General features: G+C 26.5%; 28 protein-coding genes and 1 other annotated feature. All 28 genes read left to right on the top strand.

What is annotated here, in order from left to right; translation table 11 throughout:
* The first annotated feature begins 264 nt into the window (after positions 1-264).
* The 28 genes from J2S18_RS00210 (at position 265) to J2S18_RS00075 (ending at position 25888) form a co-directional block, all read left to right on the top strand.
* The gene (locus tag J2S18_RS00210) at positions 265-780 is read left to right on the top strand and encodes a 2'-5' RNA ligase family protein (protein ID WP_307481683.1); all 516 of its coding nucleotides are present in this window, start codon (positions 265-267) and stop codon (positions 778-780) included.
* Positions 781-808: 28 nt separating this feature from the next.
* The gene (locus J2S18_RS00205; RefSeq protein WP_307481681.1) at positions 809-1711 is read left to right on the top strand and encodes a helix-turn-helix transcriptional regulator; all 903 of its coding nucleotides are present in this window, start codon (positions 809-811) and stop codon (positions 1709-1711) included.
* 68 nt (positions 1712-1779) lie between these two features.
* A complete protein-coding gene (locus J2S18_RS00200; RefSeq protein WP_307481679.1) occupies positions 1780-2220 on the top strand; it encodes a GyrI-like domain-containing protein in 441 nt (146 codons plus the stop codon).
* Positions 2221-2261: 41 nt separating this feature from the next.
* Positions 2262-3134 carry an SPL family radical SAM protein gene (locus J2S18_RS00195; RefSeq protein WP_307481676.1) on the top strand — a complete coding sequence of 291 codons (873 nt, stop codon included), beginning with the start codon at positions 2262-2264 and terminating at the stop codon, positions 3132-3134.
* A gap of 8 nt (positions 3135-3142) precedes the next feature.
* On the top strand, positions 3143-3421 hold the full coding sequence (locus J2S18_RS00190; RefSeq protein ID WP_307481674.1) for a hypothetical protein: 279 nt from the start codon (positions 3143-3145) through the stop codon (positions 3419-3421).
* A gap of 306 nt (positions 3422-3727) precedes the next feature.
* Positions 3728-4519 (top strand): helix-turn-helix domain-containing protein, encoded by a 792-nt coding sequence (locus J2S18_RS00185; RefSeq protein ID WP_307481671.1) that lies wholly within the window; start codon positions 3728-3730, stop codon positions 4517-4519.
* Positions 4520-4744: 225 nt separating this feature from the next.
* Positions 4745-5266, top strand: a complete 522-nt coding sequence (locus J2S18_RS00180) for a DJ-1/PfpI family protein (protein WP_307481668.1) — start codon at positions 4745-4747, stop codon at positions 5264-5266.
* A gap of 28 nt (positions 5267-5294) precedes the next feature.
* Positions 5295-5432 carry a hypothetical protein gene (locus tag J2S18_RS00175; protein ID WP_307481665.1) on the top strand — a complete coding sequence of 46 codons (138 nt, stop codon included), beginning with the start codon at positions 5295-5297 and terminating at the stop codon, positions 5430-5432.
* Positions 5433-5617: 185 nt separating this feature from the next.
* On the top strand, positions 5618-6670 hold the full coding sequence (locus J2S18_RS00170) for an ABC transporter permease (protein ID WP_307481664.1): 1053 nt from the start codon (positions 5618-5620) through the stop codon (positions 6668-6670).
* Between the two features lie 5 nt (positions 6671-6675).
* Entirely contained in the window at positions 6676-7905 is a 1230-nt protein-coding gene (locus J2S18_RS00165; protein ID WP_307481661.1) for an FtsX-like permease family protein, read from the top strand.
* Positions 7902-8579, top strand: coding sequence for an ABC transporter ATP-binding protein (locus J2S18_RS00160; RefSeq protein WP_307481660.1), 678 nt, complete (start codon positions 7902-7904; stop codon positions 8577-8579). The genes J2S18_RS00165 and J2S18_RS00160 overlap by 4 nt, the downstream gene beginning before the upstream one ends.
* A gap of 25 nt (positions 8580-8604) precedes the next feature.
* Complete coding sequence (locus tag J2S18_RS00155) at positions 8605-8814, top strand: hypothetical protein (protein ID WP_307481657.1); 210 nt, start codon at positions 8605-8607, stop codon at positions 8812-8814.
* 207 nt (positions 8815-9021) lie between these two features.
* Positions 9022-9252 carry a hypothetical protein gene (locus J2S18_RS00150; RefSeq protein WP_307481655.1) on the top strand — a complete coding sequence of 77 codons (231 nt, stop codon included), beginning with the start codon at positions 9022-9024 and terminating at the stop codon, positions 9250-9252.
* Between the two features lie 434 nt (positions 9253-9686).
* Positions 9687-10511, top strand: a complete 825-nt coding sequence (locus J2S18_RS00145; protein ID WP_307481654.1) for a hypothetical protein — start codon at positions 9687-9689, stop codon at positions 10509-10511.
* A gap of 143 nt (positions 10512-10654) precedes the next feature.
* Positions 10655-11149, top strand: coding sequence for a PRC-barrel domain-containing protein (locus J2S18_RS00140; RefSeq protein ID WP_307481652.1), 495 nt, complete (start codon positions 10655-10657; stop codon positions 11147-11149).
* Entirely contained in the window at positions 11133-12164 is a 1032-nt protein-coding gene (locus J2S18_RS00135; protein WP_307481649.1) for an AI-2E family transporter, read from the top strand. The genes J2S18_RS00140 and J2S18_RS00135 overlap by 17 nt, the downstream gene beginning before the upstream one ends.
* A gap of 89 nt (positions 12165-12253) precedes the next feature.
* Positions 12254-12433: a binding site (T-box leader), on the top strand.
* A 47-nt stretch (positions 12434-12480) separates the two neighbouring features.
* Positions 12481-15126, top strand: coding sequence for an alanine--tRNA ligase (alaS, locus tag J2S18_RS00130; protein WP_307481646.1), 2646 nt, complete (start codon positions 12481-12483; stop codon positions 15124-15126).
* 141 nt (positions 15127-15267) lie between these two features.
* Positions 15268-15525: an IreB family regulatory phosphoprotein gene (locus J2S18_RS00125; RefSeq protein ID WP_209795345.1), complete on the top strand. Its 258-nt coding sequence runs from the start codon at positions 15268-15270 to the stop codon at positions 15523-15525.
* A gap of 46 nt (positions 15526-15571) precedes the next feature.
* Positions 15572-15988, top strand: coding sequence for a Holliday junction resolvase RuvX (gene ruvX, locus J2S18_RS00120; protein ID WP_307481642.1), 417 nt, complete (start codon positions 15572-15574; stop codon positions 15986-15988).
* 74 nt (positions 15989-16062) lie between these two features.
* The gene (locus J2S18_RS00115; protein ID WP_307481640.1) at positions 16063-16323 is read left to right on the top strand and encodes a DUF1292 domain-containing protein; all 261 of its coding nucleotides are present in this window, start codon (positions 16063-16065) and stop codon (positions 16321-16323) included.
* Between the two features lie 22 nt (positions 16324-16345).
* Positions 16346-16807, top strand: a complete 462-nt coding sequence (locus J2S18_RS00110; protein ID WP_307481639.1) for a Fur family transcriptional regulator — start codon at positions 16346-16348, stop codon at positions 16805-16807.
* Between the two features lie 76 nt (positions 16808-16883).
* Positions 16884-18551 carry a ribonuclease J gene (locus J2S18_RS00105; RefSeq protein ID WP_307481636.1) on the top strand — a complete coding sequence of 556 codons (1668 nt, stop codon included), beginning with the start codon at positions 16884-16886 and terminating at the stop codon, positions 18549-18551.
* A 177-nt stretch (positions 18552-18728) separates the two neighbouring features.
* A complete protein-coding gene (gene typA / locus J2S18_RS00100) occupies positions 18729-20555 on the top strand; it encodes a translational GTPase TypA (RefSeq protein ID WP_307481634.1) in 1827 nt (608 codons plus the stop codon).
* Positions 20556-20652: 97 nt separating this feature from the next.
* Positions 20653-21666 carry an endolytic transglycosylase MltG gene (mltG, locus tag J2S18_RS00095; RefSeq protein ID WP_307481631.1) on the top strand — a complete coding sequence of 338 codons (1014 nt, stop codon included), beginning with the start codon at positions 20653-20655 and terminating at the stop codon, positions 21664-21666.
* A 14-nt stretch (positions 21667-21680) separates the two neighbouring features.
* Positions 21681-22325 carry an O-methyltransferase gene (locus J2S18_RS00090; RefSeq protein ID WP_307481628.1) on the top strand — a complete coding sequence of 215 codons (645 nt, stop codon included), beginning with the start codon at positions 21681-21683 and terminating at the stop codon, positions 22323-22325.
* Positions 22326-22330: 5 nt separating this feature from the next.
* A complete protein-coding gene (locus tag J2S18_RS00085; protein ID WP_307481625.1) occupies positions 22331-23575 on the top strand; it encodes a peptidase U32 family protein in 1245 nt (414 codons plus the stop codon).
* Between the two features lie 11 nt (positions 23576-23586).
* The gene (gene udk / locus J2S18_RS00080; protein WP_307481623.1) at positions 23587-24204 is read left to right on the top strand and encodes a uridine kinase; all 618 of its coding nucleotides are present in this window, start codon (positions 23587-23589) and stop codon (positions 24202-24204) included.
* A 76-nt stretch (positions 24205-24280) separates the two neighbouring features.
* Positions 24281-25888, top strand: a complete 1608-nt coding sequence (locus J2S18_RS00075; protein WP_307481619.1) for a penicillin-binding transpeptidase domain-containing protein — start codon at positions 24281-24283, stop codon at positions 25886-25888.
* The last annotated feature ends 45 nt before the right edge of the window (positions 25889-25933 follow it).

Raw genomic sequence — 25933 nt, 5'->3', positions numbered from 1 at the left:
TAATATAAATAAGAAAATCTTAGTTCGCTAATACTAAGATAAATCTTGGAACATTTATTTTGTTTTAGGGCTATTGGACTAGAGTAATTGAAAATTAATTTGAAGGAAAAGTGCTAATCTTTGCGGGATGGAGCACTTTTTTATTTACTTTTAACTTCTATATCCATATCAAGGTACTTAATTTTAATATTTAAGTGGTATATGAAAAGATTATGTTTTAAAATTAATTTAATTATAAATTTTAATTTAAAGAGGTGATATGAGATGAATACAAGAACTATTATGATTTTTCCTGAATTTAAAAATATTGATGTTATTAATAATATCCGTAAGAAATATGATCCTTTAGCAGATTTAGTATTACCACATATTACTTTGGTTTTTCCTTTTGATAGTGAAATTACTAATGAAGAACTTAGTTTATATTTAAAAGAGTGTTTAAGTGATATACACCAATTTGAAGTTCAATTAGAAGGTTTTAGTAAGCAAGAAAATAAATATGGAAATTATTTGTTTTTAAATGTAGTACAAGGTATGGGTATAATTAAAAACATTCATGATATGTTATATAAAGATAAACTAAAGGAATTTGATTTAGGTTATGAGTATATTCCACATATGACAGTTGGAAAATTATCCTCTGCTGAATTACTTGATAAAGCATTTGATGATGTAAGTAAATGTAATGATAAATTTAGCACTGTGATTAAAAAAATATCAGTTGAAATGATTGGTGAGCATGAAGAATCAATTATTATAATAGAGCAGGAATTAAATTAATAAATTTCAAAGGAAGAAGGGCTTTATTATGCAGGTAAATAGATTATTTGAGATTATATATATTCTTTTAGAGAAGAATATTGTAACTGCAAAAGAATTAGCAGAAAGATTTGAAGTGTCACAAAGAACTATTTATAGAGATATTGAAACACTGTCGGCAGCAGGAATTCCAGTATATATGAGTAAAGGAAAAGGTGGAGGTATATCTATATTATCAGGCTTTGTATTAAATAAAGCTATATTAACAGAAGAAGAAAGATTAGAAATACTATCATCTATAAGAGCCGTTAATGCTATAAGTTTTAATGATGAAAAGATTGAAAAGGTTTTTAGAAAATTAAATAATATATTAGGTAAAAATGATACTGATTGGATAGAAGTTGATTTTTCAAATTGGGGAAATGCAGAAAGAGAAAAAGAAACTTTTAATAATCTTAAATCTTCAATATTAAGTAAAAAAGTAGTGAATTTTAATTATAGTAGTGGCAAAGGTGAAAATATTAGCAGGGAAGTATGTCCATTAAAATTATATTTTAAAGGGCAAAGTTGGTATATGTACGGATATTGTAGGGTGCGAAATGATTATAGATTTTTTAAATTAAGAAGGATAAAGGATTTATATATTTCTGAAGAAAGCTTTAATATTAAAACACCAAAAAAAATAGTGAGGGAAGATAAGATTTTTAATGGTGAATTTATTACTTTAAAAATGAAAATTTCCTCTAAAATGGCATATAGAGTCTATGATGAATTTGAAAATTTTAAGAAACTAGATGATGGTAGTTTTCTAGTTAATATTGAATATCCAAAAGGAGAATGGCTTTTTAGCTATATATTTTCATTTGGAGAAGAATGTGAAATTTTAGAACCACAAGAAATAAGAATGGAAATAAAGAATAAAATTGAAAAAATGCTTTTAAATTATTTTTAATATGACATGTAGTTGTCATATTAACTTAAGTATAATAGCCTTATCAAATATATATGGAGGTTATTAATATGAATTATGAAATTGTTAATTTAGAAGAAAAAATAGTGGTAGGAATTAGTGCGATTACAAGTAATGATGATCCTAATATGGGGAAAATTATCGGAGGTCTTTGGGAAAAAATGTATCAAGATGGGATTAACGAAACAATAAAAAATAAGGTGAATGAATACGCCATAGGACTTTATTCAGATTATGAAGATAATAAGTATACAGTTACAGTAGGCAATGAGGTATGTAAGGCTGAAAATGAAGGGATTACAATAAAGAAAATTCCTTCAGGAAAATATGCTAAGTTTTTTATTGAAGGAAATATGCAAAAAGCAGTTGCAGAAGCTTGGAATGAAATTTGTAAAATGGATTTAGATAGAAGTTATGAAGCAGATTTTGAAGAATATTTAAATGCAGATTTTGATAATGCTAAAATTAATATCTATATTTCATTGAAGTAATTATTAAAAGATACAATGTGTTAGAAGGGGGTTATGATTATATGCATGATGTTATAGTAAAGAGTATTCTATCTAGTAATAATGGAATAAATATTTATAGGGGATGTACTCATGGATGTATATATTGTGACTCCCGAAGTATTTGTTATGGAATGAATCATATTTTTGAAGATATAGAGGTTAAGACTAATGGACCAAAGTTACTAGAAAATACACTTATGAGAAAAAAGAAAAAGTGTATGATTGGAACAGGTGCAATGAGCGATCCGTATATTCATTTAGAAGAAAAACTTCAAAACACCAGAAAATGTTTAGAAATAATTGATAAGTATGGGTTTGGGTTATCAATACAAACTAAATCAAATAGAATATTAAGGGATTTAGATTTGCTAAGAAGTATAAATAATAAAGCAAAGTGTGTCGTACAGATGACATTAACAACTTATGATGAAGAATTATGCAAGATTATTGAGCCAAATGTTTCTACAACAAAAGAACGATTTGAAGCTTTAAAGATATTTAGGGATAATAAAATTCCTACAGTAGTTTGGATAACTCCTATTTTACCTTATATAAATGATACAGAAGAAAATATAAGAGGGATTTTAGATTATTGTATAGAGGCTAAAGTTAAAGGAATTATAGTATTTGGTATTGGGTTAACATTAAGAAATGGAAATAGAGAATATTATTATAAGAATTTAGATAAGCATTTTAAAGGTTTAAAAGAAATGTACATAAGACAATATGGGAATAGCTATGAAGTAATAAGTAAAAATCATGAAAATTTGATGGGAATTATTAAAGAAACATGTCAGAAAAATAATATTATTTGTGACATAAAAGAGGTTTTTAATTATATTAGAGCTTTTGAAGAAAAAAATAATGAAGTTCAAATAGGATTTGATATATAGGAGGTAAAATGGAAAATATTAAAGATATATGGAGTCAAAAGCAACCATATGAAAAAGCGTTATCTATAATTGGTATTATTTGCTCGCTAAGTATAATAGTATTGGCTGGTATACAGATTTTAGCTGCTTGGGAAACTGCAATAAATGTACTTGAACCATTATTAGGTGTATTGATGTTTATTCAAGCAATTCAAAATTGGAAGAAGAATAAAGTAGTTGCAATATTTAGTTTATGTGGTGCAATATTTATTTCAGTAGTTACAATTTTTATATTTGTAATTAGATAAAGTCAAATTTGAAGAATTATTTTCTTATTAAGATTAATAAAGTAGAGTGGGCAAAATTTTGTCCACTTATTTTTATGTTTAAAATTTGATTATCAAGTATATAAGTATATAATAAATGTTAAAGAGAATTGATGAATAATTACTTAAGAGGAATTTTTTTGTAGATAAAAACCTTAATTTAAATGTAATCAATAGTTTACGTTGCAAAAATTTAATAAAAACACTTAATGCAACTAGTAGTTTATAGAAAAAAATAAATTTTTAATCTATATTATTTATAAAATAAATAGATTGGAGGAATTAAAAATGAAATTAAGTGAATATCTAAAAATGTATAGAGAAGCATTTAATTTTACACAAGAACAATTAGCAGAAAAACTAAATGTTTCTAGACAAGCTATTTCAAAATGGGAAAATAATATTTGTATTCCTGATATTGATAATTTAATTAAATTAAGTGATCTATATGATATTTCTTTAGATGAACTTATTCGAGGTGCTGTTTATTTTCCTAAACCTTTTACTGTGGGAAAAAAGGTAGATAAAAAAATATTAATATTTAGTATAATATTTTGTATTTTTACAAGCTTACTTTTTACCGGATTTGGTACTCAACCGCTATGGATATTTTTATTGATTTTAAGTATAGAAATATTATTAGTGTTACCTGTTTGTTTTTCTGAAACTTGGACAATCAGCAGAAAGGGTATTTACTTTCAAGAATTTTCAAATTCATTGCAAAAACTGAGATATTTACTATATATTTTAATTGGCAAAAAACATATGGTAAATAAACTAATTCATTATAATGATATTAATACTATAGATTTTATTTACAAAAAAAGAATTAGAATTAGTCCCCTTGATTTTTCTGCAGATTCTATTTATATAGATATTAATTTAAAAGATGGAGATAGTATTAAATTAGAATTATATAATAATATAATTAGTTATATTCCACAGGTTATGTCTTATTTTGAAAAAAAGGGGATCAAGGTACATGATGAAAATAATATAAGTAAAGCAGTAATTGAGCATAAATGCTTATATGAATTTATCCGTGATAATGATGAAAAAATAATATTAAAAAGTCATTAAAGAATAAAATATATGATTAGAATATAAAGTTAATATAAGTAATAAAGAAAATTCATAGAGTAGAAAGTATTTTAAGAGAGCCATTTTTAAATATATTAAGGGGGAATTAAATATGAAAAAAATAGCAGTAATTATTTATCCATATTTTTCCTTGCAAGAAATTACTACTTTAACTTCTTGTTTAAAATATGGTTTGGCAGAGAGATAGATTATTTAGGAAGTGAAATGAAAATTTATAAAAGTGAAGAAGGCTTTCAAGTCACTCCTACAAAAATTTTTAATGAGGTTAATTTAGATGAGTATAACTGTGTTATATTACCTGGAATAATTAATCCCTTACCTGCTTTGTATGATGATAAACTTATTAATTTTCTTTCTGGACTTAAAAATAGAGATATTTTAATAGGAGCAATATCAAGTTCTCCTATTTTGTTAGCTAAAGCAGGAATATTAGATGAAGTTAAATTTACAGCTGGTCTTTTTATGCAAATGGCTGATATTTTTAAATACATTAATAAGAATAATTTTATTCATAAGCCTGTTGTAAAGGATAAGAATGTCATTACAGCAATTGGCTTTGCTTTTAGAGAATTTGCACAGTTAGTTTTAAATGAATTAGGATTAGATTTAGGTGAAAAATTTATGTATCCTGTTACTAGAGAGTATACAGAAGATGAGCTTACTTTTTATTGGGAAGATGATGATTATAAACAATTTTTAAAAGAACTACATAAATATCAAAATTAATAATATTTAGCTAAACCCAATTGCTTTTATGGTAATATCTGTATCAGACCTTGAAGGTATATCTGCTGTATTTAGAACTTCAAAAACTTTATATGTTGTAAATTTATATAATTGGCAAATTGCAGATGCAAATACAGGAGAGATTTATGTACCTGCAGGTACATAAAAAAATATAACTGAATCTATATGGATTCAGTTATATTTTTTTATTAAATAAGTATTTAAAGTATAGTCCAATAAATAAAGTGACATAAATGTACAATGATTAATAAAAAATTGTATTAACAAAAATTATATGGTAAAATTTTGCTTGTAATACAAAATATGAAAAATATTTAAGAGGAGAATAAGATGAGCAAGATTAAGCTAAATGCAATAAATATTTTTTTAGTAGTAGGATTTACACTATCAATTTTTTGCCTTAGTTTTATAATTAGTTCTAATTATAAAAATTATAAATACGTTATAGAAGAAAACGAATTTTATGATAATTTCAATAATTTTTCTATTTATTCTAATAAAGAAGTAAAATTAAGCAATATAACAAAAACTCTTGAAGATAATAATATACATATATATTCAACTCCACAAATGATTGAACAGACTAAAATTGGAGAAGATATTTATGCAAATAAAGTAATGGGGGTATCTAAATATTTTGATATAAATAAATATACTAAAATTAAAGGAAGAAATTTTATAGAAAAAGATTTCATAGAAAATAGAAAGGTTGCAATTATTGGAAACACACTCAATAAAGCTCTAGAGAAAGAAGGAAATAATGAATATATAGAATTATATGGGGAGCAATATAAAATTATAGGTGTTATATATGATTCAGATTATTTAGCTTTTTCGTCTTTTATACCTATTAATACTATGTCATATTACAACAATTCATATGATAATTTTTTTTATTGGATAGATAAAGAAGACTCTAAAAATTTTAATTATACTGCTAACAATGAAATAAACTATGATATATCTAGTATACCTAGTAAGAATATACTTGAGTTTGTTATGAATAATTCACTAATTATTGAAGAAAGTATTATTGATTTAATTTTATCTATATTAACATTAAATTTATTTTGTATATTTTATGTATATAGTATTAGAAAAGAATTTTCTATTATGCGTATATTAGGAGCAAAGCCCATAGATATTTTGCTCGAGAATATAAAAAAATTAATTCCTATGTACCTAATATCATTATTATTAGGATTAATAACCTCCTATGTAGTTGTATACATATCAAATAAATATATAAATGATATGTTTGCATCTGTTGATATAAATAATATTTTAATTACTATAGTAGTATCATTTTTAATAGTAATTATTGTTTCTTTTATTTGTCTTTATAGAGTAATGAGGTTTAAGATATTAGAGGATATTAGGTGATGATTATGAGAGACACTATTTTTTTTAAGTTTAGTAAAGAAAAAATGATAAATATATTAATTACTCTACAATTAGTATTATGTATTTATTATATATATTCATTTATATCAATAATAAGTTTTAAAGATGATTATATAAAATTATATGAAAAAAGTTATCCTGTTGAGAATGGATTTTTAGTGAATTTTGCTCCAGCTCAATTAAATAATGGAGCCGTAGATATAGAAAAGGTGCTAGGTACATTAGATAACAATAATATTAGTTATGGAATTATGTTAAGTAATTCAGATGAAAAATATAAGGTACCAGTAGAAGAATTAAATATATCATCTAGAGATTTAATTAGTAAGTGTGAATATGCTCCTATGCAGCCACCATCTGTAATAAATCCATGGAAAGTTAATTTTGAAGCATTAAAATATAATGAAAATAAAATTAAAGGAAATATTAATAAAGAAATTTGGAATAGAAATAATGATGATATTCCTATAGTCATTGGAAAGAATTTCGATAAAAAGCTTAATATTGGTGAAAGATTTTATTATAATAAGCAAAATTATATTATAGTTGGAATGTTTGATGATGAGATATTATATTCATCATATTATGATACTGTATTTGATGCGATTGAAATAAGTGGTAGTTTTATGATTCCTACTTCACCTGAAGACTTTAAAATAAATAATGAATTAGCAACTTACAATTATGAGCCTATAACTATATATGGGTATAACGACGGGACAACTATTAAAATAGAGGAACTGAAACAAATTCTTAAAGGTTATATAAGTTTAATAGAAATTTCAGATTATAAAAAGGATTTAAATTGGTTTATGGATGAAATTCATTTTGAAATTTTAAGAAAAATAATTAAAACAAGTATAATAACTATATTAACCATAGCATCACTTATAATATCTATGACATTTAAATTATTAATGAATAAAGAAAAAATAGGTGTAATGTATTCAATTGGACTAAGTAAGAAGGATATATTTAAAACGTATCTTAAGGAATTTATATTATTCATAATAATATCTATAATTTTAAGCTTTATTGTAGTAAGTAAATTTGGGAGGTTTTCTTTTAGATATTTTATGATATATAATAAATTATTTTACTGGTGTGTAGCATTAACAATATTAATTTTATTAGTCATAATATGTTTAATTGTAGTCTTTAATAAATTAAATAAAATGACACCAAAGGATATGATGGGAGGTTTTATTGAATGAGTATAATAAAGCTTGTGGGTATAGAAAAAATTTATGGAAAAGGAAATAATGAAGTTAAGGCATTAAAAGGAATAAATCTTAAAATAGAAAAAGGAGATTTTATTTCTATTATGGGATCATCTGGATGTGGAAAAAGTACATTATTAAATATAATTGGATGTATAGATACTCCTACACAGGGAGAATATGTTTTATATAATGAAAAGATAGATTTTAAGAAAATAAATGATTTATCAGATATAAGAAATAAAAAAATATCTTTTATTTTTCAAAATTTTGCTTTAATAAAAGATATGACAGTTTTAAATAATTGTATATTACCATTAAGATTTAGAAAAGTTAAAATGAAGAAAAAACATGAACTTGCTGAAAAATATTTAAATGAATTAAATATTAGTGATTTAAAATATAAAAAGGTAAGTGAACTATCAGGAGGACAACAACAGAGAGTTGCAATAGCAAGGGCTTTAGTACAGGAGAGTAATATTATTTTAGCAGATGAACCTACTGGGGCATTAGATGAGTCTAATAGTATTAATATATTAAATATATTAAAAGAATTAAATGATAAGTATAATAAAACTATAGTGTTAGTTACTCATGATAATTTGGTATCAAAATATTCAAAAAGGAAGCTTTTTATGAAAGATGGTATTTTAAATGAGATTAGTTAGATAAATTTTATAAGGAGAATTATTTATGAGTATTTGGTCAACAACATGTTTAGTTCTTGCAATGATAAATATTGCCTTTGCATTTCCTTCAATAACAAGGTTATTATCAGCATTACATTTTACTAATACTAGATTATATGGAATGTATACTATTATAACTTCTTTAGTTTTTGCTTTATGTTATGGAGTAGTATATTTAATAACAGCTAAGATTTATTATAAAATTGTAAAATAGGAAATAATCTATGAAAGCTTATATTTGAAAAAAGTTATATGTTTTTATTTAGATTTTTATAAAATGTTTTACTAATATAGAATAAATTATAATAAATTAGAAAAATGGTATTATTTATATAAGTTTGATAATAAAACTTTGCATAAATAATAAAAAATCTTTAGTTAACAAAATAAAAGAAATATAACAAAAGGTGATTATGAAATTGTGGATCTAAATTTAAAAAAGGGAAAAGAAAAAGATAAATTCAATTATATGCTTTCATATTACGGTATAATAATTATATTGACTTTAATGCAAATAATGGTTATAGGTGAATTTTTTGAATATGATTTTAAAGTTAATATGTTTTTAGGAGTATTTTATACAATGATAATTTGTTTTATTACTCAATATTTTTATATAAGTAAAAATAAAGTTGGAACTCTATTTAATTAATAGAGAAAATATTGATTTTATTGAAATTAAATCAAGTAAAAAAATTGTGAAATTAGGTTTTGGTGTATAGAATTTTAAAAGTGGATAGATTGATATGCTTTCATTAAAGAACAGGTTAATTATTTTAACTGTCTACTATAATGGGAACATATTAGAATGTCCACTTTTTCTTTTTGCAGTATTAAACTAGAATTTTTTTTGTATAATTTAGTTATAATTGGTTTTAAAAGTAGCTTTTTTATCTTTATAGATTAATCATAAAATTTGGAAAAATGTAATTATGATGCTAAAATTATTAATGCTTTGCAAAATACATGATTATTTTCTTTGCATTTTAGTTATATAATTTAGATTTAATTAAAATTATTATAAATAAGTTTAGAAAATATTTGTGTAACTTAATATATATAAACTTTACATAGGGGGATAAAATATTGAAAAAACACAAAAGAATAAAAATTTATACAGCTATAACAGGTATAGTAATATTAGGGGTTATAGGATACTTTTTTTGTTATAAAGATTATAAAGTAAATAAAATAATGAATGAAATTATACAATGTATAAATCGAAAGCAGTATGATAAAGCAATAGTAGGAATTGATTCAGCTTTAAGTACAAAGCCAGATTATGAAAAGGCTAAAGGCTTAAAAGATTCAGTAAGTAAATATTTAACTGCTAAAAATTTATATAGTAATAATCAATTTGATGAGGCAAATTCAAAAGCAAATGAAATAAGTGATTATTACGATATTAATGGATTTAAAGAAGATGTAGATAGTTTAAAAAAACAAATAAATACATCTATTGAAAGGCTTAAGGAACAAATAGAAAAACAAAAAGCTTTAGAAAAGAAGCAATTAGCTGAAAAAGAAGAAAATAATAAAAAAGAGAAAATTTTAAATTCAAAAAATAAAACTACTACAAATAATAAACAAGTAAAATCAAAATCAGAAGGAAAATCTGATTATAAAAAAGTTGTTTCAGAAAGTAAAAAGAAAAAAGTAGAGAAAAATAATAATGAAGATAGTAATGATGTAAGATTTAAAAAGATTTTAACAAATGATGAGGCTCTTGCATTAATTAAAGAGAAGTTAGGTACAAAAAAGAAATATAAATTTGAAGGGATAGCTGCATCAGACCTTGAAGGTATATCTGCTGTATTTAGAACTTCAAAAACTTTATATGTTGTAAATTTATATAATGGGCAAATTGCAGATGCAAATACAGGAGAGATTTATGTGCCTGCAGGTAGATAAAAAGATATAAATATTAAGACTTTTAGAATTCTCTATGATGAAACAGAAAAATTATTTAAATTTGTTCTAATAAATCATTAACAATTTAGTTTAAAAAAGGAAATTTAGGAAAAGATAAAGTTAATGAGTTTAGGAGGACATTTATGCTTAGAAGTAAAGATTTTTATATGAAAAGTGTATATGATGTTAGAGGAAAAAAGATTGGAATAGTAGAGGATTTATTTATTGATTTTTTTAAGGAAAGAGTTAAAGGATTAAAGGTATCAAACTATAGTTTATTTTCTAAAAAAAACTTTATTGAATTTCAAAGTATAATTTCTATAAATAAAGATATAGTTGTAGAAAAAAGTATTCAAGGAAAAGGGCTAGAACTTAAAAATATTAAAGGGATGGATATAATAGATTTAAATGGAAATATTAAAGGTGTAGTGGAGGATATAATAATTGGAGAAGAAGACTTTTCTATTAAAGGTATTGTAATAAGTACAGGAATTATAGAAAGACTTTTAAAAGGAAAGGATATTTTACTTTTAAGTGAATGTATTTTAGGAGAAGAGTACATATTATATATAGGTAAAGAAGGTGTTACTTTAAAATCTATGCCTAGAAAGGTAGATAAAAATGAAGCTACCAATTAAAAACAAAACATTAATTATAAGGTTTATTTTAATATTTGTTATAATTTTATTCTTAGTTTTATATTTAAATTGGAAGGTATTTAGAGAAGTTATAAATATTATAATTATTTCAGCTCTTTTAGCCTACATATTAAGGCCTTTAAGAAATTTAATCATAGGAAAAGAAAGAATATCTAGGAGAAAAGCAACTCTCATAGTTATGTTTGGAATAACTTTAATAATTATATTAATTCTTTATATATTAATCCCAAAACTTATGAAAGAAATGGGTAATACCGCTTCTATTATAGATAAAATTTCAATTTATATAAATAATATTATAGAAAGTTTAAAGATAAATAACTCATCTATTGGATTAACTATTTATGAGGAAGTAGAAGAAAAGTTGTGGGGATATATTATGAATTTATCACAAAATACAATAACATGGGCTATTAATTTTACAAGCAATATAGCTTCAATTGCTATAATACCTATTGTCACATATTATTTTTTATCAGATGGAGAAATAATTTCTAATAAGATGTATTTATTAATACCTGTTAAAAAGAGAAAGATAGCCAAGAAAATTATTGAAGATGTTAATTTACTTTTAGAAAGATACATAGTAAGTCAAGTTATCTTGTCTATTGCAACAGGAATTATGTGTTTAATATTATTTTTGATTTTAGATATAAAATTTGCTCTTTTACTTTCAATTATAAATGGAATATTTAATATAGTTCCTTATTTTGGGGCTTTCTTTGGAGGTATACCTGCAGTTTTAATTGCATTTTTTGATTCTGAAGCAAAGGGACTTTGGGCAATAATTGGAATATTAGTAATTCAGCAAATAGAAGGAAACATATTAGCACCTAAAGTTACAGCAGATAGTACAAATATACACCCTCTTTTAATTATAATATTACTTCTTATAGGAGAAAAGTTAGGGGGAATTACAGGTATGGTTCTTGCTGTTCCAATTGGAGTTATTTTAAAGGTTATATATGATGATTTAAATTATTATCTTTTTTAATCATTATATATTTTAGAAAAATAACAAAAAATTATGAAAAATATTGACATATTTAAGTATATAAAATATAATTTCTTTAGTTAATTGAATATTTAGCTATGATTAGGATGAGTAAATTTGATTTTATTTTTTTAGAGAAGAAGTGGTTGGTGAAAACTTCTAAATAATTCATTTTGAAGCTACCTAGGAGCTATAACCATTTAAAGTGATGTAAATTTAATTTACATAATTAGGGTGGTACCGCGGAAGAGTTAGCTTTCGTCCCTTAAGTCTTTTGGGATGAAGGCTTTTTTATATTGCAATGGAGGTAAAATATATGAAGTATATGGGAACAAATGAGCTTAGAGAAGCTTATTTACAATTTTTTGAAGGAAAAGGACACTTAAGATTAAAGAGTTTTCCTTTAGTACCAAAAAATGATAAGAGTTTATTATTAATTAATGCAGGTATGGCGCCACTTAAGCCATATTTTACAGGAATACAAAAACCACCAAGAACTAGAATTACAACATGTCAAAAGTGTATTAGAACAGGGGATATCGAAAATGTTGGTAAGACTTCAAGACATGGTACTTTCTTTGAAATGCTTGGAAACTTTTCTTTTGGAGATTACTTTAAAGAAGAAGTAATTCCATGGGCATGGGAGTTTATAACAGAAGTTCTTAAAATGCCAAAGGATAAGTTATATGTAACAATTTATTTAGATGATGATGAAGCTTTTGAAATTTGGAAAAATAAAACTGATATAGATACAAACAGAATATTTAGACTTGGAAAAGAAGATAACTTCTGGGAACATGGTGCAGGTCCATGTGGTCCATGTACAGAAATTCATTTTGAAAGAGGAATAGGAGTAGAACCAGTTAAGACAGCAGAAGAGTTTGTTAAGGCTAGTGATGAAGATAGAATAATTGAATTCTGGAACTTAGTATTCACTCAATTTGATGGAGATGGAAAAGGAAATTACGAAAGACTAAAGCATCCAAACATTGATACAGGAATGGGACTTGAAAGACTTGCTACATTAATGCAAGGTGTTGAAAATATATTTGAGATAGATACTGTTAAAAATATATTAGGAAAAGTTTCAGAACTTTCAGGTGTTAAATATGGGGAAGATCCTCAAAATGATGTTTCTCTTAGAATAATAACAGACCATGTTAAATCAGTTACTATGATGATTTCAGATGGTGTTCAACCAAGTAATGAAGGAAGAGGCTATGTACTTAGAAGACTTTTAAGAAGAGCTGCAAGACATGGAAGAGTTCTTGGAATAAAGGGATTATTCTTAAAGGATATAGTAGAATCAGTTGTTGAAAATTATGGCGTTGAATATGATGAACTTATATCTAAAAAAGATTACATTAAAAAGATAGTTACCTTAGAAGAAGAAAGATTCAACGAAACAATAGATTCAGGAATGGGAATACTTTTAGGATACATTGAAGAACTAGAAAAAGAAAATAAGAGTGTATTAGATGGAGAAAAAGCATTTAAGCTTTACGACACTTATGGATTCCCATATGAATTAACAGAAGAAATATTAGAAGAAAAAAATATGACAATTGATAAAGAAGCTTTCAATAAGGAAATGCAAGAACAAAGAGAAAGAGCTAGAAGTGCTAGAGGTGAATTTACTTACATGGGAAGTGAAGAATCACCAATTAACTCAATTGGCAATGAAATAAATTGTGAATTTGTTGGATATGATAATGATGAAATAGTAGGAAAAATATTATTTTTAGCAACAGATGAAGAAGCTGTTTCAGAATTAAAAGAAGGCCAAAAGGGATATATTGTAACTGACAAAACTCCTTTTTATGCAGAAATGGGAGGTCAAGTAGGTGACAAGGGAATAATAAAGGGACATAGCTTTGAAGCTTATGTTTATGATACTAAAAATAATGTTTCAGGAAAAACTATTCATTATGTAAAAGTTAATAGTGGAATAGTTAAATTAAATGAAGAGGCTGACTTAAAAATTGATGTAAAGAGAAGAAACAATATACGTAAAAATCATACAGCAACTCATATGTTACATGAAGCATTAAAGGAAGTTTTAGGAGAACATGTAAATCAAGCAGGTTCATATGTTGATGATGAAAGATTAAGATTTGACTTTACTCATTTCCAAGGATTAACTAAAGAAGAAATTCAAAAGGTAGAAGACTTAGTTAATGAAAATGTAATGGAAACTTACAAAGTAGATACAAATCTTATGACATTAGAAGAAGCAAAGGCTAAAGGTGCTATGGCTTTATTTGATGATAAGTATGGCAATAAAGTTAGAGTTGTAGAAGTTGGGGATTACTCAATGGAATTATGTGGTGGTACTCACGTATTAAACTCAGGAGAAATTGGACTATTTAAGATAGTTAATGAATCAGGAGTTGCAGCAGGTGTTAGAAGAATAGAAGCATTAACAGGATTTGCAGCTATTAAATATGTTGAGCAAAAACAAAATATGCTTATGGAAGCTTGCGCAGCATTAAAATGTAATGAAAAAGATATAATAAATAAAATTTCAATTCAAAATTCAGAAATAAAAGAAAAAGAAAAAGAAATATCAGAATTAAAAGCAAAACTTACAAGTGGAGCAGAGGATGATATATTAAATACAGCAAAAGATATTAATGGGGTTAAGGTAATATCTTATGCTTTAGAAGATGTTGATGGTAATGCTCTAAGAGATCTTGGTGATAAGATTAGAAATAAGGATAAAAAATCAGTAGTTGTATTAATAAGTAATGTAAATGGAAAAGTTAATTTAGTTGCAATGGCAACAAAGGATGCAGTAGCATCAGGAATTCATTGTGGAAAAATAATTAAGGAAGTAGCACAAGTTGTAGGCGGCGGTGGTGGTGGAAGACCAGACATGGCTCAAGCTGGCGGAAAGCTACCAGAAAAAATTAATGAAGCAATAGAGAAATCATATTCTATAATTGAAAGTTTAGTAAAATAGTGTACTTTTAAAAAGATATGGGTTATAATTAGCTTATAAGTTTTGTATATAATAGAATGTGTATGGATAATACTATTAATATATATAGATTTCCTTTAACAATAAGGTAAGGGGGTGAGCTGCTATAAAAGCAGCGTGAATATGAGTAACAATTTAGAACATACAATGCAATTTGATTTATCAAAAAATAAAGAAGTGTTAACAAAATCAATCTTAACAGAGGTTTATAATTCACTTCAAGAGAAAGGGTATAATCCTATTAATCAACTTGTTGGTTATCTAATATCAGGAGACCCTACTTACATTACAAATTACAACGGAGCAAGAGCTTTAGTAAGAAAACTTGAAAGAGATGAAATTCTTGAAGAAGTTATAAAATCTTATTTAGAGATAAAATAAAAAAGGTGCCCTGTTGAGGGGCGCTTTTTGTTTTCAAGGAGATAATATGAGAATATTAGGATTAGATGTTGGACAAAAAACAATAGGAGTTGCTATATCAGATCCACTAGGATATACAGCCCAAGGAATAACAACTATAAGAAGAACAAAAAAAGTTTCCGATGTAGAAGAAGTAAAGAGAATATGTAATGAATATTCTGTAGAAACTATAGTTGTTGGGTTACCTAAAAATATGGATGGCTCAATTGGATTTGCAGGAGAAAAAATACAAGAATTTAGTGAGCTTTTAAAGGGATCAATTGATTTAGAAATAGTTTTTTGGGATGAAAGGCTTACAACAGTAGCAGCTCATAGAGCTATGCTTGAAGCTGATTTATCAAGAGGAAAAAGAAAAAAGATAGTTGATAAAGTTGCAGCTACTTATATTCTACAAGGTTATTTAGATAGAATAGCAAATAAATAAATGATTATTAATTGAAAATAGTTATTGACAATACTTGATTATAGTAATTAAAATATATAAAAAGGAGAATGATTATGGAAAAAGATATAGAATACATTGATTTATTAGATGAGGAAGGAAATGAGTTATCATTTAAAGTGGTAAGCTTTTTTAAGATAGATGATTTAAATAGTGAGTATGTAGTTTTAACTCCAGCTGATGAAGAGAGTGAAGAAGCTGTTGTACTTAAAGTAGTAAGTGACGAAGATGGAAATGACAATCTTATAAATATAGAAGATGAAGCTGAATTCGCAATGGTAGAGGAAGCTTATAATTTATTAATGCAAGAAGATTAGAACATGGAAAGAGGTGTTGTAAATGGAAAGCTTAATTTCAGTTGACATGCAAGAACTTAAAGAAGATTTAAAGAAAAAAGGATATAAATTAACTCCTCAAAGAAGAGCTATAGTTGATACTATAATAAAAAACGAAGGTAGACACTTAACTGCGGAAGAAATATATGATGAAGTAAAAAAAGACTGCCCTGAGATAGGATTAGCTACTGTATATAGAACAGTATTATTACTTGAGGAAGTAAAATTATTATCTAGATTAGATTTAAGCGATGGATGTAGCAGATATGAAATTATTCATAAAGATGAAGAACATAGACATCACCATTTAATATGTAATCAATGTAATAAAGTTATAGAAGTTGAAGAAGATTTATTAGAAGAATTAGAAAAAAGAATTGAAACAAAGTATGGATTTGAAATTCAAGACCATAGTGTGAAATTCTTTGGAATATGTAATGAATGTAGAAAGAAAGAAAAGGAATAATTAAAGGAGAATCCTCTCAAAATAAAAAAGAGATGACATCCTTTGTTTATACATATCTTAAATAAGGAGGGGAAATATGAAAAATGAAAGAGCTAAGGTTAAAATAATTCCTTTAGGCGGAATAGATGAAATTGGGAAAAATCTTACAGTTGTAGAATATAAAGATGATATTGTTATTATAGATTGCGGCTTAAAGTTTCCAGATGTAGACATGTATGGAATTGATATAGTAATACCAGATGTTTCATATCTACTAAAAAACAAAGATAAAATTAAAGGAATATTTTTAACTCACGGACATGAAGACCATATTGGTGCATTACCATATGTTTTAAAACAGTTAGATGTACCTATATATGGAACAAAGCTTACTCTAGGTATTGTAGAAACAAAGTTAAGAGAACACGGTCTTTTAGCAACTACAAAACTATTTAGAGTAAAACCTAAAGATAAAATAAAATTGCAAAATGTAACAGTTGAATTTATTAAAACAAACCATTCAATAGCGGATTCTGTTGCAATAGCTATTCACACACCACTTGGAGTTGTTCTTCATACAGGAGACTTCAAAATTGACTATACTCCTATAGATGGAGGAAAAACAGATTTTGCAAGATTTGCAGAACTTGGTAAAAAAGGTGTTCTTGTAATGATGGCAGATTCTACAAATGTAGAACGTCCAGGATACACAAAATCAGAGAAGGTAGTTGGAGAAAATTTAGAAAGATTATTTAGTAAGGCAAAAGGAAGAATACTTGTAGCAACTTTTGCATCAAATATTCATAGAATTCAACAAATAATAACAGCAGCTGAAATGTATGATAAAAAGGTTGCTGTATCTGGAAGAAGTATGGAAAATATTGTTCAAGTAGCAATAGATCTTGGATATTTAAAAATGCAAAAGGATACATTAATAACAATTGATGCAACTCAAAAGTACAAGAATGAAGAAATTGTTGTTATAACAACTGGAAGCCAAGGAGAACCAATGTCAGCACTTGCTAGAATGGCAGCTTCTGAACATAGAAAAATAACAATTGTTGAAGGGGATACTGTTATAATATCAGCAACACCAATACCTGGTAATGAAAAATTAGTATCTAAAGTTATAAATCAGTTGTTTAAAAAAGGTGCAGAAGTAATATATGGAGCTAATGAGAATGTCCACGTTTCAGGTCATGCATGTCAAGAAGAATTAAAGCTTATGCAAACTATTATAAGACCTAGATTTTTTGTGCCAGTTCATGGTGAGTTTAGACATTTAAAGCAACATGCAGAATTAGCTGTAAGTGTTGGATTAAATCCAAGAAATTACGTATTACCTGAAACAGGAGATGTAATTGAAATTACTCGTAATTCAATTAAGAAAAATGGTTCTGTGACATCAGGTCAAGTTCTTGTAGATGGTTTAGGAGTTGGAGATGTTGGTCATATTGTATTAAGAGATAGAAAACATCTTTCACAAGACGGTATTTTAACTGTAGTTGTAACTCTTGATAGAGAAAGTGCATCAGTTATTGCAGGTCCTGATATAATTTCTAGAGGATTCGTTTATGTTAGAGAATCAGAAGGTCTTATGGATGAAGCTAGAGAAATAGTTAAAGCTGTATTAAGTGAATGTGAAAAATCAAAAATTACAGATTGGGCCACTATTAAAAGTAGAATTAGGGATGAACTTAGAAATTTCTTATATGAAAAAACTAAGAGAAAACCTATGATACTTCCAATAATAATGGAGATTTAACAGAATAAGTACTTTGTTAAATTATCATTTATATTGACTTTTTAAAAAGTAAAGATTAGAATATAAAATGGTGCGAGAATTGGGTACACAAAAGTATCCAATTTTCTTTTTGAAAAAAAATATTATAGGTTTACATAGAAAAATACAAAAGTAAAGCTAAAAACATGGAGGAAAATAATGGAATTATTTAAAAGAGAAGATATTAGAAACATTGCAATCATTGCCCACGTTGACCATGGTAAGACTACATTAGTTGATGCCCTATTAAAAGATAGCCATACTTTTAGATCAAATGAAAAAGTAGAAGAAAGAGTAATGGATTCAAATGACTTAGAAAAAGAAAGAGGTATTACAATTCTTTCAAAGAATACTGCTGTACATTATAATGGAGTAAAAATAAATATAGTTGATACTCCAGGACATGCTGATTTCGGTGGAGAAGTTGAACGTGTACTTAAAATGGTAGACTCAGTATTATTAGTTGTTGATTCATATGAAGGACCAATGCCTCAAACTAAGTTCGTTCTTAAAAAGGCATTAGAATTAGGATTAAATCCAATAGTTGTTATAAATAAGATAGATAAACCAGATGCTAGACCAGAAGCAGTTATTGATGAAGTATTTGAATTATTCTTAGAACTTGGAGCTAATGATGAACAATTAGATTTCCCAATAATATATGCTTCAGCTAGAGAAGGATTTGCAAGAGTAAATGTTGAAGATACAAATACAAATATGATACCTTTATTTGATACAATAATTGAACATGTTCCATGTCCAGAAGGATATGTTGATGGACCTTTCCAAATGCTTGTTACAACATTAGATTCAAATGAATATGTTGGTAGAATAGCAATTGGTAAAATCCATAGAGGAACTATTAAAAAGAACCAACCTGTAGTTTTAGTAAGACAAGATGGAACTACATCAAATTACAAAGCAACAGCATTATTTGGATATAATGGTCTTAAGAGAGAAGAAGTTCAAGAAGCTAGTATGGGAGATATAATAGCTTTAAGTGGTGTAACTGATGCAAACATTGGAGAAACAATAGCTGATTCACAATGTCCAGAAGCTCTTCCATTTGTAGAAATTGATGAGCCAACACTTAATATGAACTTTATGGTAAATGATTCACCATTTGCAGGTCAAGAAGGAGACTTTATTACTTCAAGACACTTAAGAGATAGATTAATGAAGGAATTAGAAACAAATGTTAGTTTAAGAGTTAGAGAAATAACTCCAGATTGTTTTGAAGTATCAGGTAGAGGAGAACTTCATCTTTCAGTATTAATCGAAACAATGAGAAGAGAAGGATATGAATTACAAGTATCAAAGGCTAATGTTATCTTTAAAGAAGAAGATGGTAAGAAGTTAGAGCCAATGGAATACTTAACTATAGATGTACCTGAAGAGTTCATGGGACCTGTAATGGAAAAACTTGGACCAAGAAAAGGTGAAATGGTTAATATGACTTCAGCTGTAAATGGATATACAAGATTAGAATTCATAATACCAGCTAGAGGACTTATAGGATTCAGAAATGAATTTATGACAGATACTAAGGGTAACGGTATAATGAACCATGTATTTAATGGATATGCACCATACAAGGGAGAAATTCCAGGTAGAAGTAGAGGATCAATAGTATCATTTGAACAAGGAGATGCTATTGCATATGGATTATTTAATGCTCAAGAAAGAGGATCTTTATTTATAGATGCTGGTGTTCCAGTATACCAAGGAATGATCGTTGGAGTATGTGGAAGAGCAGAAGATATAGATATAAATGTATGTAAAGGTAAGAAACTTACTAATACAAGATCATCAGGAGCAGATGATGCTGTTAAGTTAGTTCCACCAATAAAGATAACTTTAGAAAAAGCACTAGAATTCATTAATGGTGATGAATTAGTTGAAGTTACTCCAAAGAGTATAAGAATGAGAAAGACTATATTAGACAGTGCTGAAAGAAGAAAGAAGATTAGTAGAAGCAAAAAATAATTTGTCAAAAAGTATCTTTATAAAATGAAAAAAAAGTATTATAATAAAGTGAATAGCCGAAATTTAGGCTATTTACTTTTATATATAGGGGGATTTTATGAGAAATTTTAAAAAGAAGTTTTTAGGACTTTGTATAGTACTAATTATTATATTAGGTGGAACTATATTTATGTACAGTAGAACTGTAAATCATCCCTTAAAATCTAATGAAGAAAGTATTGAAGTTCAAGTTAATCAAGGAGAAGGTTTTTATACATTACTTAGTGAATTAAAAGCGAAGAACTTAATAAAAAATGAGTTTTTTATTAAACTTTATATAAAACTAAATAATGTTGTACCTAAAATAGAATCAGGAACATATACAGTAAAAACAGATGTAACATTAAGTGAATTTCTAAAAACTTTAGAAACTAAAGATGTAACTAATGTTGTAATACCTGAAGGTTATACTGTGGTACAAATAGCAGACGTTCTTCAAAAGGATGGATTATTTTCTAAAGAAGAATTTTTAAAGGCAGTTAAAAATTATAAGCTTCCAAGTTACATAAAGGAATCAAATAAAAGAAAATATCCATTAGAAGGATTTTTATTCCCAGATACCTATTCATTTGAAAAAGGAGTTACTCCAGATAAGGTTATAAAGACAATGCTTGATAAATTCCAAGAAACTATGAAGCAGGTTCAAACTGAAACAGGGGTAACTATACCTAATAGTGAAATTGATGAAATAGTAACAAAGGCATCTTTAATAGAAAAAGAAGCAAGAACAGAAGCAGATAGACCTCTTATATCATCTGTTATTGATAATAGATTAAAAAAGGGTATGCCTCTTCAAATAGATGCAACTGTCATATATGCTTTAGGCACACACGTAGATCAGGTGCTATATAAGCATTTAAAAATTGATTCACCTTATAATACTTACAAATTTAAAGGATTGCCAGTTGGACCAATTGCAAATCCAGGTAAACCATCATTAATTGCTGCAGTTAAACCAGCAAAAACAAATTATTTATATTATTTATTAATCCCTAATTCAGATGAACATAAATTTACAGCAAGTGGTGCTGAATTTAATAAACTAAGAGAAGAATACGGATATAATAAATAATATTGGAGGAATATATGAGCGGAATTACTTATGACTACATGGAAGAATATTTAAGAAATTTAATTGGAGAAAATAATGGCAGACTTAAGGAAATGGAAGACTTTGCAAAAGAAAATGGAGTGCCTATAGTTCAAAAAGAAACAGGTAAATTTTTAGAATTTATGGTTAGTATGAAAAAACCACTTAAAATTTTAGAACTTGGTACTGCAATAGGCTATTCTTCTATACTTATGTATGAAGCCTCAAAAACAAATCCTGATATTGTTACAATAGAAAGAAGTGAAGAAATGATTAAACTTGCAAAAGCTAATTTTGAAAAGTTTAATCTTCAAGATAAAATTAAAATAAAAGAGGGAGATTGTCTTGAAATTTTAGAAGACCTTAATGAAGAATTTGATTTAATATTTATTGATGCAGGTAAAGGCCATTATAATCATTTTCTACCACATTGTTTAAGATTATTAAAAGAAGATGGAATTATAATTGCAGACAATGTTTTATTTAGAGGTATGGTTCCTTCACAGGATTTAGTTAAAAGAAGAAAAATTACCATAGTAAAAAGAATGAGAACCTATTTAGAAATGGTTTCAAATGATGAAAACTTAATAACCTCTGTCATTCCAATGGGAGATGGTATTGCAATTACAAAAAGGAGGTAAAATTTATGAGAAAACCAGAAATACTTGCACCAGCAGGGAATTTAGAAAAGTTAAAAATAGCAATAGATTTTGGAGCTGATGCTGTATATATAGGTGGAAGTAAATTGAATTTAAGAGCCTTTGCAGGAAACTTCACAAATGAAGATATAGTAGAAGGTGTTAAATACTGTCATGAAAGAGGAAGAAAACTTTATGTAACAATGAATGTTTTCCCACGTAATTTTGACTTAAATGGAATAGAAAGTTATATAAAAGAAATTGAAAGTTTAGGAGTTGACGCTATTATAGTTTCAGACCCTGGAATAATAGCAACAGCTAGAGAAGTAGCTCCTAATTTAGAAATACATTTAAGCACTCAAGCAAATACTGTAAACTGGAAAGCGGCTAAGTTTTGGTATGATTTTGGAGTTAAGAGAATAGTTCTTGCTAGAGAATTATCTTTTAATGAAATACATGGATTTAGAGATAATTTACCAGAAGGTTGTGAACTTGAAGGATTTGTTCATGGTTCAATGTGTATGGCTTATTCAGGAAGATGTTTAATTTCTAATTACATGTTAGGAAGAGACTCTAATAAGGGTACATGTGCTAATGTTTGTAGATATAAATACTTTTTAGTTGAAGAAACAAGACCAGATATATACTTCCCTGTAGTAGAAGATGATAAGGGAACATATATAATGAACTCAAAGGATTTATGTATGATACATCATATACCAGAATTAGTTAATAGTGGTATATATTCTTTTAAAATTGAAGGCAGAATGAAAAGTGAATTTTATGTTGCATCAGTTGTAAAAGCTTATAGAGAAGCTGTAGATAGTTATTTTGAAGATCCAGAAAACTATGAGTTTAAACAAGAGTGGATGGATATATTATTAAAAGTTAGCCATAGACCATATCATACAGGATTCTTCTTTGGAAAAACTGGAGAACAAAACTATGAAGATTCATCATATATAAGAGAATTTGATATAGTTGGTATGGTTAAGGAATATGATGAAGAAACAAAAACAGCTACTATAATGCAAAAGAATAGAGTATTTGAAGGTGATAAAGTTGATGTATTAAGACCTTATACACCTAATTTTTCAATAAATATGAATTCAATGTATGATGTTGAAAAGGATGTTGAAACTAATGTTGCCAATAGAGCACAAATGATTTTTAAAATGAAGGTTGATACTCCATTAAAGAAAAATGATATGCTTATTAAAGGAAAACAAACTTTAGAAATTGGAGATAAATAGGAGGAGAACTAATGAAAAAACCTATACTTATTGGAATAACTGGAGGAACAGGTTCAGGAAAGAGTACAATTGCAGATGAGATATATAATAGTTTTGATGAAGATTGTATAGCTATGATACAACAGGATGCCTACTATAAGGATCAAAGCCATCTTACAATGGATGAAAGAGTAAAGACTAACTACGATCATCCAAGAGCTTTTGATAATGATTTATTAATTGAAAATTTAAAATCTCTAATAAATGGTGAAGCTATAGAAAAACCTATATACGATTTTACAGTTCATACAAGAGCTGAGGAAAAGATAAAGGTTAATCCTAGAGATATTATAATAGTTGAAGGTATACTTATTTTAGAAGATGAAAGATTAAGAGATTTATTAGATATAAAAGTATATGTTGATACTGATGCAGATATAAGAATATTAAGAAGAATGATTAGAGATATAAATGAAAGAGGAAGAACTGTTGATTCAGTTGTTGAACAATATCTTTCAGTAGTTAGACCAATGCATATGCAATTTATTGAACCAACAAAAAAATATGCAGATATAATTGTTCCAGAAGGTGGACACAATAAAGTAGCCATTGATATATTAGTTTCAAAAATTAAAGATATATTAAAATAGAATATATTATAAATTTACTGTATAAAACATCTTTTCTTAGTCAAGAATTGCCTAAGAGGAGGTGTTTTTCCTTTTTATGAAGAAAATAAATTTATATAGGTGTAAGGTTTTATTAGGAATATTAATTAGTATATTTTTTGCTTTGTCAGTAAGGTTATATTTTTTAAATATACATCCAACAGAAAGAGTTGAAGCAAATTATAAAAATCATCAAACAGAAAGTATAAGTGATAATAAATATATGCTTTTAGATACAAATGGTAAGGATTTAATAAATTATAAGAAAAACTATGTTCTTGTAATAGATTCTAAACCCTTTAGTTTAAATAATTATGGAGAAACCCTAGAGGATTTAATGGCCTTAAATTTCATTATGAAGGGTGAGGATAATACATTTAATTATGTAGATGTAATGAAGAGTCAAGGAAAACTTTATTATACAATATCTGAAGAAACTTATAATAAAATAAAAAAATTAAAAAATTTAAAAGGAGTATACACTTTTATTAGAGATAACGTTGATAAGAAAGAAGCGTGGTCTGTTAATGGAATGTTATCAAATATAAATAGTGAAAATATTGTTAAAGGTTCTTTAGAAGAAGAAATATATAACAATATAAAATATAATGAAATTCCTAAGAAGAATTTTTATTTAGATGAGAAAAATATTTATTCAACAAGTGAACTTGATATTAATAAGAATAATAAAAACTTAAGGTTAACAGTAGATAAAAATTTTGAAAACAAAATCAGAAAAGTTTTATCTAAAGAAGAATATTTAAAATATGATAATATTGGCGTAATAATTATGGAAAAAGAAAGTGGTAAAATTAAATCATTAGTACAAAAGGATGAGAGTAAGGCAAACATTAATTTAGGAATAGAAGGAATTGGTTATGAACCAGGTTCAATATATAAATTAATAACTTATGGAGTAGCTCTTGAAGAAGGAATTATAACACCTTATAATACTGTAAGCTGCAACGGAAAGATGTGTAATGGGAAGGTGCATGGAAATATTACTGTCAGTGATGGACTTACAAAATCATGTAATGATGTTTTTGGAGCAATAGGACGTAAAATTGGATATGATAAACTTATGGAATATAGTGAAAGACTAGGGTTATTTAAAAAAGTTATAGGAATAGAAGGACAAGGGAGAAATGAAACTAAGGGAGTTAAGCCTTTAAATGAAGATCCTACTAATAACAACAAAATGGCTCTTATTCCAATTGGTCAATCAATTAATGTATCACCAATGCAAATGTTAGGTGCTATTAATACTTTTGTTAATAATGGAGTATATGTAAAACCGTATATACTTGAAGGCATACTAGATACGGAAGATAAGGTTATTAAAGAATATAGCACTAAAAAAGAAAAATTATTTACGGAAACAACTAGTAAAATCGTAAAAAATGGAATGCAGCAAGTAGTCTTAAAGGGAACAGGAATAAGTGCTTTTGTTGATGGAGTAAATATGGGAGGAAAAACTGGATCATCATCAAGTAGCAACAATACAACTCATGGGTGGTTTGTTGGATATTTTACAATAGAGAATAAAGAATATACAATGATGGTTTTTATTCCTGATTTAGTTGAAAAAGAGAATGAAAATATAGGAGGAGGAAATACTTCAGCACCTATATTTAAAGATATTGTACTAGAATTAAAATCAAAATAACAAATTACTATAATTAAAATATAATTTTTTATAAAAATTTATATT

Origin of the sequence: Eubacterium multiforme (assembly GCF_030813415.1) — a bacterium.
GTDB classification, from domain to species: domain Bacteria; phylum Bacillota; class Clostridia; order Clostridiales; family Clostridiaceae; genus Clostridium; species Clostridium multiforme.
This window is presented reverse-complemented; position numbering and strand designations above follow the sequence as displayed.

Bases quoted from the DNA above. Each gene is read 5' to 3' on its own strand.
- ruvX (WP_307481642.1), top strand. From the start codon at position 15,572: ATGAGAATATTAGGATTAGATGTTGGACAAAAAACAATAGGAGTTGCT.
- J2S18_RS00190 (WP_307481674.1), top strand. From the start codon at position 3,143: ATGGAAAATATTAAAGATATATGGAGTCAAAAGCAACCATATGAAAAA.
- J2S18_RS00075 (WP_307481619.1), top strand. From the start codon at position 24,281: ATGAAGAAAATAAATTTATATAGGTGTAAGGTTTTATTAGGAATATTA.
- J2S18_RS00105 (WP_307481636.1), top strand. From the start codon at position 16,884: ATGAAAAATGAAAGAGCTAAGGTTAAAATAATTCCTTTAGGCGGAATA.
- J2S18_RS00160 (WP_307481660.1), top strand. From the start codon at position 7,902: ATGAGTATAATAAAGCTTGTGGGTATAGAAAAAATTTATGGAAAAGGA.
- J2S18_RS00115 (WP_307481640.1), top strand. From the start codon at position 16,063: ATGGAAAAAGATATAGAATACATTGATTTATTAGATGAGGAAGGAAAT.
- J2S18_RS00210 (WP_307481683.1), top strand. From the start codon at position 265: ATGAATACAAGAACTATTATGATTTTTCCTGAATTTAAAAATATTGAT.
- J2S18_RS00085 (WP_307481625.1), top strand. From the start codon at position 22,331: ATGAGAAAACCAGAAATACTTGCACCAGCAGGGAATTTAGAAAAGTTA.
- J2S18_RS00205 (WP_307481681.1), top strand. From the start codon at position 809: ATGCAGGTAAATAGATTATTTGAGATTATATATATTCTTTTAGAGAAG.
- J2S18_RS00165 (WP_307481661.1), top strand. From the start codon at position 6,676: ATGAGAGACACTATTTTTTTTAAGTTTAGTAAAGAAAAAATGATAAAT.
- J2S18_RS00110 (WP_307481639.1), top strand. From the start codon at position 16,346: ATGGAAAGCTTAATTTCAGTTGACATGCAAGAACTTAAAGAAGATTTA.
- J2S18_RS00170 (WP_307481664.1), top strand. From the start codon at position 5,618: ATGAGCAAGATTAAGCTAAATGCAATAAATATTTTTTTAGTAGTAGGA.
- alaS (WP_307481646.1), top strand. From the start codon at position 12,481: ATGAAGTATATGGGAACAAATGAGCTTAGAGAAGCTTATTTACAATTT.
- J2S18_RS00200 (WP_307481679.1), top strand. From the start codon at position 1,780: ATGAATTATGAAATTGTTAATTTAGAAGAAAAAATAGTGGTAGGAATT.
- J2S18_RS00175 (WP_307481665.1), top strand. From the start codon at position 5,295: ATGGTAATATCTGTATCAGACCTTGAAGGTATATCTGCTGTATTTAGA.
- J2S18_RS00125 (WP_209795345.1), top strand. From the start codon at position 15,268: ATGAGTAACAATTTAGAACATACAATGCAATTTGATTTATCAAAAAAT.
- typA (WP_307481634.1), top strand. From the start codon at position 18,729: ATGGAATTATTTAAAAGAGAAGATATTAGAAACATTGCAATCATTGCC.
- J2S18_RS00140 (WP_307481652.1), top strand. From the start codon at position 10,655: ATGCTTAGAAGTAAAGATTTTTATATGAAAAGTGTATATGATGTTAGA.
- udk (WP_307481623.1), top strand. From the start codon at position 23,587: ATGAAAAAACCTATACTTATTGGAATAACTGGAGGAACAGGTTCAGGA.
- J2S18_RS00185 (WP_307481671.1), top strand. From the start codon at position 3,728: ATGAAATTAAGTGAATATCTAAAAATGTATAGAGAAGCATTTAATTTT.
- J2S18_RS00180 (WP_307481668.1), top strand. From the start codon at position 4,745: ATGAAAATTTATAAAAGTGAAGAAGGCTTTCAAGTCACTCCTACAAAA.
- J2S18_RS00135 (WP_307481649.1), top strand. From the start codon at position 11,133: ATGAAGCTACCAATTAAAAACAAAACATTAATTATAAGGTTTATTTTA.
- J2S18_RS00090 (WP_307481628.1), top strand. From the start codon at position 21,681: ATGAGCGGAATTACTTATGACTACATGGAAGAATATTTAAGAAATTTA.
- mltG (WP_307481631.1), top strand. From the start codon at position 20,653: ATGAGAAATTTTAAAAAGAAGTTTTTAGGACTTTGTATAGTACTAATT.
- J2S18_RS00155 (WP_307481657.1), top strand. From the start codon at position 8,605: ATGAGTATTTGGTCAACAACATGTTTAGTTCTTGCAATGATAAATATT.
- J2S18_RS00195 (WP_307481676.1), top strand. From the start codon at position 2,262: ATGCATGATGTTATAGTAAAGAGTATTCTATCTAGTAATAATGGAATA.